Raw genomic sequence first — 1,075 nt, 5'->3', positions numbered from 1 at the left:
TCCCCTGACCGGCACCCCTGTTTCCAAGCGCTTGCGGATTCTGCCGTTGCGCCATTTCCCCTACTCGATCATTTATCAGGTTGGTACCGAACTCATCTCCATCCGTGCCGTCGCCCACCAGCGCCGCCACCCCGGGTATTGGGGCGGGCGGCGCTGAGGCCATTTACACCCGCTTGATCAGCGTCACGCCGCTTGGCAAGTTCGCTTCGTCGATGCACACCTCGTAGTCGGCAAAGCTGCGCGCCACATCCACATCTGCCTTGCGCGTCACCTTGATACGGTCGAACAGCGCATGCGCATGGGCGTTGCCCAGTTCCGAATCGTGCTTGAAGATGTACAGCCCGCGCGTCGACATTTCGCCGCGGGCAGCGGAGCGGTCGTGCTCGAACATCTGTTCCAGCGCCTGCCAAAGCAGTTCCAGGTCTTCCTCGCCAAAGCCGGTCTGCTTGGCGAGGAAGGACGACACGAAGCCGTGCGCCACATAGACGCCGTAAGGCACGGTGTGCTTGCGGCCCATGGTGCGGTTGTCACCCTGCTGCTTCTCGGCTTCGGCTTCGGTCGCCACCGCCATGCGGGTAATCGAATGTTCCTGGGCGATGATCGGATCGACGGAGCGGGCGAAGGTCAGTTGCACCGGGCCGCGCACTTGGCCGCAATTGACGCCGGTCGACATCACCGCGCCAAAGGTGCGCACATCGAAGAAGTTGGCGCACATCCACTGCCGCGCCTTGTCGACCGCGTCGCCACTGCCCTTGCGCTTCTTGTCGCCCTTCAGTTCTTCCTCGGCACCAACGGCAACATAGGCCTTCTCGTGTGTCTGATTGAGAACCGCCTTTTCCTTCACGTAGATGTCGAAGGGTGGCGTTTCGCCCTTCACCAGGCCGACGAAGTTACGCACCTTGCGCTTCAACGAAACATCGGTCACCAGCCCATGGCCGGATTCAGCGTCCAGACGCGGCAGGTTGCCGGCATCGGGGTCGCCGTTGGGGTTGCCGTCGCGCACATCGAAAACGAGAACGAAGTCATAGCGGTTATTCAGGCTCATTTGGATTCTCCCTGGGTGGATTCGTCGGAT

General features: G+C 61.5%; 1 protein-coding gene. It reads right to left on the bottom strand.

The annotated features are described in order from the left end of the window. Positions 1-163: 163 nt before the first annotated feature. On the bottom strand, positions 164-1,045 hold the full coding sequence (gene cas7c, locus A6M56_RS19835) for a type I-C CRISPR-associated protein Cas7/Csd2 (protein ID WP_286758356.1): 882 nt from the start codon (positions 1,043-1,045) through the stop codon (positions 164-166). Between the last annotated feature and the right edge of the window lie 30 nt (positions 1,046-1,075).

Source organism: Ralstonia sp. RL, from assembly GCF_001683835.1.
Lineage (GTDB): Bacteria > Pseudomonadota > Gammaproteobacteria > Burkholderiales > Burkholderiaceae > Ralstonia > Ralstonia mannitolilytica.
This window is presented reverse-complemented; position numbering and strand designations above follow the sequence as displayed.

Coding starts and splice junctions, on each gene's coding strand:
- cas7c (WP_286758356.1), bottom strand. CDS start 1,045: ATGAGCCTGAATAACCGCTATGACTTCGTTCTCGTTTTCGATGTGCGC.